Here is a 7,845-nt window from a genome sequence, read left to right as displayed (position 1 = left end):
CTGCTCGACGAGCCCACCAACCACCTCGACGCGGACTCGATCACCTGGCTGCGTGGGTTCCTGCAGAACCACGACGGCGGGCTGATCGTGATCAGCCACGACGTCGAGCTCCTCGGCGACGTGGTGAACCGGGTGTGGTTCCTCGACGCGGTCCGCGGGGAGGCCGACATCTACAACATGGGCTGGAAGAAGTACCTCGACGCCCGCGCCACCGACGAGCAGCGCCGCCGCCGTGAGCGCGCGAACGCGGAGAAGAAGGCGGGCGCGTTGCGGGTGCAGGCCGCCAAGCTCGGTGCGAAGGCGACGAAGGCGACCGCGGCGCAGAACATGGCCAAGCGGGCGGACAAGCTGATGGCCGCCCTCGACGAGGTCCGGGTCTCGGACAAGGTCGCGCACATCCGGTTCCCGGAGCCCGCGGCGTGCGGCAAGACGCCGCTGATGGCGAAGAACCTGACCAAGATGTACGGGTCGCTGGAGATCTTCGCCGGCGTCGACCTGGCGATCGACCGCGGCAGCCGCGTCGTCGTGCTCGGCCTGAACGGTGCGGGCAAGACCACGTTGCTGCGGATCCTGGCAGGCACCGAGCAGGCCAACGCAGGCGAGTTGGTGCCCGGTCACGGGATGAAGGTGGGCTACTTCGCGCAGGAGCACGACACCCTCGACGACGAGGCGACCGTGTGGGAGAACATCCGGCACGCCGCACCGGACACCGGCGAGCAGGAGCTGCGGTCGCTGCTGGGTGCGTTCATGTTCACCGGCCCGCAGCTCGAGCAGCCGGCGGGCACCCTCTCCGGTGGTGAGAAGACGCGTCTGGCGCTGGCCGGGCTGGTGTCCTCGGCGGCCAACGTGCTGCTGCTCGACGAGCCGACCAACAACCTGGACCCGATCTCGCGCGAGCAGGTCCTCGACGCGCTGCGCAGCTACAAGGGGGCGGTCGTGCTGGTCACCCACGACCCCGGTGCCGCGGAGGCGCTGAACCCGGAGCGGGTCATCCTGCTGCCGGACGGCCAGGAGGACCACTGGTCGCAGGAGTACCTGGAACTGATCCAGCTGGCCTGATCGTTGCCGCGGCGCGGCGCGGGTGGCTAGCCTGAGAGTGTTCGCTCAAGTCCGCCGAATGACGGCACGCGCCGCGCGCGAGGGATTCGTGCGCACTCCTGTACGGAGGTCAGCCATGGCCGAGCTCACGCGACTACCCAAGGGCGCCCGGGTGTCTGGGGGTGCGCGGGAGGCCCTGCAGACCGAGCTGCGCGCGCGCTATCAGTCGGGCACCAGCATCCGAACTCTCGCGGACGCCACCGGCCGCTCGTACGGATTCATCCGGGCTCTGCTCACCGAGGCCGGGGTGACGCTGCGGGGCCGCGGCGGCGCGAACCGCCGCGGCCGCCTCTCGCACTAGTCACCGCGGTCGTCGGTCGCCTCAGTCCCTGCGGCGGACCGATTCCTCGACCAGGTCGAGCACGGCGGACAGGTTCTCGCCCGCGTGGCCGGACGCGATCCGGGCGATGAGCCCGTCGAGGACCAGATCGAGGTAGCCGACCAGCACCTCGGTCGGGAGGTCGTCGCGCAGCCGGCCCGCGGACTTCTGTCGTTCGAGCCGGTTGATCGTCGCCTCGGTCAGTTCCGCACTGCGCTGCGACCACGCCCGTGCGAACTCGGGGTCGGTTCGGAGCCGGCGTGCGATCTCGAGCCGGGTGCCGAGCCAGTTGAACTGGTCGGGCTGCGCCAGCATGTCCCGCATGACCTGGACCAGGCCCTGGTTCGCGGCGACGTCGGCCATCCGCATGGCGTCCTCGTGCGCGAGCGCGAGGAACAGGCCGTCCTTGTCCTTGAAGTGGTGGAAAATCGCTCCCCGTGAGAGACCGGTGGTCTCCTCGAGGCGGCGCACGGTGGCACCGTCGTAGCCGTACTCCGCGAAGCACCGGCGAGCGCCGTCGAGGATCTCGCTCCGCCGCGCCGCGAGGTGGTCTTCACTGACCTTAGGCAAACTGCCTCCTTCGTCGGCATTGTGCCTGTGAGTGTTTTCGGCCCTTCGCGACACAGGTCACCCAATGCACAAAGCGCGCACGACCACTTCCAGCGAACGTCACCGACCGGCAACGGTGGTCGTGCGCGCTTTGTGCCCGTCTGGGCCGAAAACACTCACAGGCGCGTAGCGCCCGAGCAAGCCGAAGGCCCGCTCGGGCGGTGCGTGCCTAGCCCTTGATCATGTTGCGCAGCACGTACTGCAGGATGCCGCCGTTGCGGTAGTAGTCCGCCTCACCGGGGGTGTCGATGCGGACGACCGCGTCGAACTCCACCTTGGCGCCATCCGTCTTGGTGGCCGTGACCTTCATCGTCTTCGGGGTGACACCCTCGTTGAGCTTGGTGATGCCGACGATGTCGAAGGTCTCGGTGCCGTCCAGGCCCAGCGACGCGGCGGACTCGCCCGCCGGGAACTGCAGCGGGACAACGCCCATGCCGATGAGGTTGGAGCGGTGGATGCGCTCGAACGACTCGGTGATGACGGCCTTGACGCCGAGCAGGCTGGTGCCCTTGGCAGCCCAGTCACGCGAGGAGCCGGAGCCGTACTCCTTGCCGCCCAGGACGACCAGCGGGATGCCGGCGGCCTGGTAGTTCTGCGAGGCGTCGTAGATGAACGACTGCGGGCCGCCCTCGAGGGTGAAGTCGCGGGTGTAGCCGCCCGAGACGTCGTCGAGGAGCTGGTTGCGCAGACGGATGTTCGCGAACGTGCCGCGGATCATCACCTCGTGGTTGCCGCGACGCGAGCCGAGGGAGTTGTAGTCCTTGCGCTCGACACCGTTGGCGTCCAGGTACTGCGCGGCAGGCGTGCCGGGCTTGATCGGGCCAGCCGGGCTGATGTGGTCGGTGGTGACCGAGTCGCCGAGCAGCGCGAGCACGCGGGCGCCGGTGATGTCGGTGACCGGCGTCGGGTCCTTCGGCATGCCGTCGAAGTACGGTGCCTTGCGGACGTAGGTCGACTTCTCGTCCCACGCGAAGGTGTCGCCCTCCGGGGTGGACAGGTTCTGCCAGCGCTCGTCGCCCTTGAAGACGTTGGCGTAGGAGTTGACGAACATGTCCTGGTCGATCGAGGAGGCGATGGTCTCCTCGATCTCCTTCGTCGAGGGCCAGATGTCCTTCAGGAACACGTCGTTGCCGTCCGTGTCCTGTCCGAGGGCGTCGGTCTCGAAGTCGAAGTCCATGGTGCCCGCGAGGCCGTAGGCGATGACCAGCGGCGGGGAGGCCAGGTAGTTCATCTTCACGTCGGGGGAGATGCGTCCCTCGAAGTTGCGGTTACCGGACAGCACCGCGGTGACCGACAGGTCGTTGTCGTTGATCGCCTTGGAGATGTTCTCCGGCAGCGGACCGGTGTTGCCGATGCAGGTGGTGCAGCCGTAGCCACCCAGGTAGTAGCCGAGCTTCTCGAGGTACGGCCAGAGGCCGGCCTTCTCGTAGTAGTCGTTGACGACCTGCGAGCCCGGCGCCATGTTGGTCTTGACCCACGGCTTGGTGGACAGGCCCTTCTCGACCGCGTTGCGGGCCAGCAGGGCGGCGCCCAGCATCACCGACGGGTTCGAGGTGTTGGTGCAGGAGGTGATGCCCGCGACCACGACCGCGCCGTGGTCGAGCACGAACTCGCCCTGCTCCGGCGTGGTGACGCGCACCGGCTTGGAGGGGCGGCCCTCGGCGCCGTTTGCGGCCGACGCCACGGCGCCCGCGGCGTCGTCGGCGAAGGAGAGCGCGGCGGGATCGGACGCGGGGAAGGACTCCTCGACGGCCTCGTCCAGCTGGCTGTGGTCGGCGTCGGCGTGATCCTCCACGTAGGTGTGGATGTCGCGACGGAACGCGTTCTTCGAGTCCGAGAGCAGGATGCGGTCCTGCGGGCGCTTCGGGCCGGCGATGGACGGCACAACGGAGCCGAGGTCCAGCTCGAGGTACTCGGAGTAGTTGGGCTCGACGTCCGCGTCGTGCCACATGCCCTGTTCCTTGGCGTACGCCTCGACGAGCGCGAGCTGCTCCTCGCTGCGGCCGGTCAGGCGCAGGTAGTTGACGGTCTCCTCGTCGATCGGGAAGATCGCGGCGGTGGAGCCGAACTCGGGGCTCATGTTGCCGAGGGTGGCGCGGTTGGCCAGCGGCACCTCGGCGACGCCCTTGCCGTAGAACTCGACGAACTTGCCGACGACGCCGTGCTTGCGCAGCATGTCGGTGACGGTGAGGACGACGTCGGTCGCGGTCACGCCCGGCTTGATCTCACCGGTCAGCTTGAAGCCGACGACGCGCGGGATCAGCATGGAGACCGGCTGGCCGAGCATCGCGGCCTCGGCCTCGATGCCGCCGACGCCCCAGCCAAGCACGCCGAGGCCGTTGACCATCGTGGTGTGCGAGTCGGTGCCGACGCAGGTGTCGGGGTACGCCTGGCCGTTGCGGGTCATGACGGTGGGCGCCAGGTACTCGATGTTGACCTGGTGCACGATGCCCATGCCCGGGGGGACGACCTTGAAGTCGTCGAACGCGCCCTGGCCCCAGCGCAGGAACTGGTAACGCTCGCCGTTGCGCTGGTACTCGAGGTCGACGTTGCGCTCGAGGGCGTCGGCCCGGCCGAAGACGTCGAGGATGACCGAGTGGTCGATGACCATGTCGGCGGGGGAGAGCGGGTTGACCTTGTTCGGGTCGCCGCCGAGGGTGGCGACGGCCTCACGCATGGTCGCGAGGTCGACGACACAGGGCACGCCGGTGAAGTCCTGCATGATCACGCGGGCGGGGGTGAACTGGATCTCGACGTTCGGCTGGGCCGACGGATCCCAGTTCGCGATGGCACGGATGTGGTCGGCGGTGATGTTGGCGCCGTCCTCGGTGCGCAGCAGGTTCTCGGCGAGAACCTTCAGCGCGTAGGGCAGCTTCTCGGTGCCGGGAACGGCGTTGAGGCGGAAGATCTCGTATGAGTTCTCTCCGACCTCGAGGGTTCCCTTGGCGCCGAACGAATCAATACTGGTGCTCACGTCAGCTCCACTCGTCATTGAGGTTCGCCGTCGACGGGGCTGTGCCGACGGCTGAAGCGAAGCGCATCGCGGCGGACCGAACGGTCACGCCGGGCGCATCGCGGCAAGTCTAACAGTACGCTTGTCCTGTGAGAATTTCGGGCAGGTGTGGAGGGCGCGTCGCGCCCGATCCGACACCTGTCGATTCTTGTCGACGGCACCGGCGTCCGCAACGCGGCAATCGCGGGTTTCGCCGCGCCGCGACCTGCGTCACGTAATGTGCTTCGGGTCGGCAGCGATGGTCTCGATACTGTCGTTTCCGTAAGCGCTGCATTCCCCTCGACCCGATCCGGATGAAAGATGCCTGCTGCTCTCACCTCTGCGTTTCGTCCGGTCCTGGCTGACGTTCCCCCCGATATCGGCATCGGCGCGATCCTGGTCGACGTCGGGGACGACGGGGTGTCGGCACCCGCGAGCGATGTGGACGGGCTCAGGAGCGTGGTGGACCGGGCCGAGCGCGACGGGATCCAGTTGAGTGTCGTGGCGCTCGCGGAGAACCCGGCGCGCGATTCCCAACTGCGCGACATCGCGACCGAGGTGGGACATCAGGAGGGTGGCACCGTCCTGGTGTTGAGCCCGAGCTGGGTCGGTACCTACAGCGACACCCTCAGTCGGGTCACCGTCGAGGACGCGCAGGACAAGGCGTACACCGGGAACGCGGTGGCCTCTGCGGACAACTTCCTCGGTGCGATCACGCAACCGGACCCGCCGTACGGGCTCATCACGGCGGCCCTGGTGGTGCTGGTCGGCGGCGTTGCCGCGGTGGGCTTTTGGGTGCGCTCGCGACGTTCCGCGGCCACTGTCGACGGCAAGATCGACGCCCCATAGGGCGGCTCATTAGGGTGGCCGGACGCGCCACCTCGCCGATCAATCCGTCCATTGGCGAGAAATCCCAACTCCGCGAATATCTTTCGCAACCGATTCGGCAAACCTGCAGCTCACGGCGTCTCGTGGGTGAACAGACCAGTGTTTTTCTTGTGACTAGAGTTCCACTAGTGGGCATTGTGTCGTACGATACTTTTGGCACTTATGGGGAAGAAGTGTCGCTTTGAGCAGCATGGCCACGGAAGTGGCGCGATTTCGGCGATTTCTGCTGATCGCCGAGTGCTGCCTGGCTTGCGCGTCTTCCCTGTGCGGGTACGACCGAGCTGAGCGCTGATCCGTCTGGCTCGGTGGAGAACCGAGGGAGAGACCTGTGAGGCGAAGGGCACCGCGCACGAGGACTCGTAGTGCACAGCTGCTGATCGGAATGGCGATCGTGGCCTCGTTGGTCACGGGAACCCCCGGGCTGGTCGCCGCGGTGCCGCCACCGCCGCCGAATCCGAGCGAATCCGAACTGCAACAGGCCGGCCAGGGTGTCGAGGAACGTGTCGGTCAGGTCAGCGCCCTCATCAACGAGGTGGCCGCGGCCGACCAGCAACTGCGCGCGCTCGACGACGAGGTCGCGATCAAGCGTGAGCAGGTGAACAAGGCGCTGGTCGACCTGCAGATGTCCCGTGATGCTGCCGCCGCGGCCGCGGGTGCGGTCGGAATCAGCCAGCAGGCCCTGCGCGATGCGGGCGCCCAGATCGAGTTGGCGCAGACCAGGTTCGACGAGTTCGCGGCCAGAACGTACAAGCAGGGCACCGGCATCGCGTCGTTCGCGTCGTTCCTGGGATCGCAGGGACCGGGCGACGTGCTCGACCGCGCCCAGGTGATGAAGATCCTCGCCACCAACAAGAATTCGGTGATGGACGCGCTGCAACGCGCGAGAACCGAACAGGCGAACAAGGATTCGTCGACCCGCGAGGCGAAGCAGCAGGCGGACGCCGCAGCCAGCGCGGCCGAGTCCCGTAAGTCGGACGCGGAGAACGCCATCTCGGTCGCGAGGTCCGCCTTGGCGGAACAGTCCGGCAAGAAGGCCGCGATCGAGGCGCAGAAGTCGTCGGCGGAGTCCGCGCTCGCGGCGGCGAGGGAGAACGTCTCGGGGCTGCAGAGCCAGCGGCAGGCATTCGTCAACTGGGACACCCAGCGCGCCGCCGAGCAGGCCGCGATCGCCGCCGCCGCTGCCGCCGCACGGGAGGTCGCCGCCGCGGCCGCGGCCCGTGTCGCCGCGAACCAGGCGGCGAAGGACCGGGCCCGCGAGCTCGCAACGGGACAGCGCCCGCACACCCAGATCGAGGACGACGCGACGACCGACTACGGAACCGAGGAGTCGGGCACCGTCGAATCGGGCACCGAGGAGTCGGAGGCCGAGGAGTCGGAGGCGTCCGAGGAGTCGCCGCCGGTCACCACGAAGCCGGTCAAGCCGAAGCCGAAGCCGAGCAAGCCCAAACCGGCCGTCACCGGCAGCGCAGCCGTCGAGACCGTGATCGACCGCGGCATGTCTCAGCTCGGTGTCACCTACGCATGGGGCGGCGGGGACGAGAACGGACCGACCCTCGGTATCCGCGACGGTGGCGTGGCAGACAGCTACGGCGACTTCAACAAGGTCGGTTTCGACTGCTCGGGCCTGATGATCTACGCGTTCGCGGGCATCGGAGTCTCGCTGCCGCACTACACCGGCTACCAGTACACCGCCGGTGAGCAGGTGCCGTCCTCGGAGATGCGACGCGGCGACATGATCTTCTATGGACCGAACGCCAGTCAGCACGTTGCGCTGTACCTTGGCAATGGGGAGATGCTGGAGGCGCCGCAGTCCGGTTCCATCGTCAAGGTGTCGCCGGTGCGCTGGGACGGCATGACCCCGTACGTGGTCCGAATGGTGTAGCGACCTGACCGCCTTCCGGGACACGGAGGCGGATCGAGGCGATCGATGTGAAAGCGG

Annotated in this window: 6 protein-coding genes; 4 read left to right on the top strand and 2 right to left on the bottom strand. The window is 67.8% G+C overall.

Going from position 1 to position 7,845, the window contains the following annotated elements; all coding sequences use genetic code 11:
- Together BR31_RS0116375 and BR31_RS0116370 are read left to right on the top strand one after the other, a co-directional pair.
- The coding region (locus tag BR31_RS0116375; RefSeq protein ID WP_027501912.1) for an ABC-F family ATP-binding cassette domain-containing protein at positions 1-1,059 on the top strand (1,059 nt) is incomplete at its 5' end.
- Positions 1,060-1,174: 115 nt separating this feature from the next.
- Positions 1,175-1,399 (top strand): helix-turn-helix domain-containing protein, encoded by a 225-nt coding sequence (locus BR31_RS0116370; protein ID WP_027501911.1) that lies wholly within the window; start codon positions 1,175-1,177, stop codon positions 1,397-1,399.
- A 21-nt stretch (positions 1,400-1,420) separates the two neighbouring features.
- Here the strand turns inward: BR31_RS0116370 and BR31_RS0116365 are convergent, their stop codons facing one another.
- Positions 1,421-1,987: a TetR/AcrR family transcriptional regulator gene (locus BR31_RS0116365; RefSeq protein WP_027501910.1), complete on the bottom strand. Its 567-nt coding sequence runs from the start codon at positions 1,985-1,987 to the stop codon at positions 1,421-1,423.
- Between the two features lie 208 nt (positions 1,988-2,195).
- Positions 2,196-5,018 carry an aconitate hydratase gene (locus BR31_RS0116360; RefSeq protein WP_197023634.1) on the bottom strand — a complete coding sequence of 941 codons (2,823 nt, stop codon included), beginning with the start codon at positions 5,016-5,018 and terminating at the stop codon, positions 2,196-2,198.
- Between the two features lie 321 nt (positions 5,019-5,339).
- Between BR31_RS0116360 and BR31_RS0116355 the strand changes: the two genes are divergently transcribed.
- Entirely contained in the window at positions 5,340-5,867 is a 528-nt protein-coding gene (locus BR31_RS0116355) for an Rv1476 family membrane protein (RefSeq protein ID WP_027501908.1), read from the top strand.
- Between the two features lie 421 nt (positions 5,868-6,288).
- Entirely contained in the window at positions 6,289-7,788 is a 1,500-nt protein-coding gene (locus BR31_RS0116350; RefSeq protein ID WP_081830523.1) for an NlpC/P60 family protein, read from the top strand.
- Positions 7,789-7,845 lie beyond the last annotated feature (57 nt).

The organism is Rhodococcus sp. UNC363MFTsu5.1, from assembly GCF_000686785.1.
GTDB classification, from domain to species: Bacteria; Actinomycetota; Actinomycetes; order Mycobacteriales; family Mycobacteriaceae; genus Rhodococcus_G; species Rhodococcus_G maanshanensis.
The sequence above is the reverse complement of the archived record's forward strand: the minus strand, read 5'-3'. Positions and strand labels throughout refer to the sequence as shown.

Excerpts from the sequence above, each read along its gene's own strand:
- BR31_RS0116370 (WP_027501911.1), top strand. The coding sequence starts at position 1,175 with ATGGCCGAGCTCACGCGACTACCCAAGGGCGCCCGGGTGTCTGGGGGT.
- BR31_RS0116360 (WP_197023634.1), bottom strand. The coding sequence starts at position 5,018 with ATGACGAGTGGAGCTGACGTGAGCACCAGTATTGATTCGTTCGGCGCC.
- BR31_RS0116355 (WP_027501908.1), top strand. The coding sequence starts at position 5,340 with ATGCCTGCTGCTCTCACCTCTGCGTTTCGTCCGGTCCTGGCTGACGTT.
- BR31_RS0116350 (WP_081830523.1), top strand. The coding sequence starts at position 6,289 with ATGGCGATCGTGGCCTCGTTGGTCACGGGAACCCCCGGGCTGGTCGCC.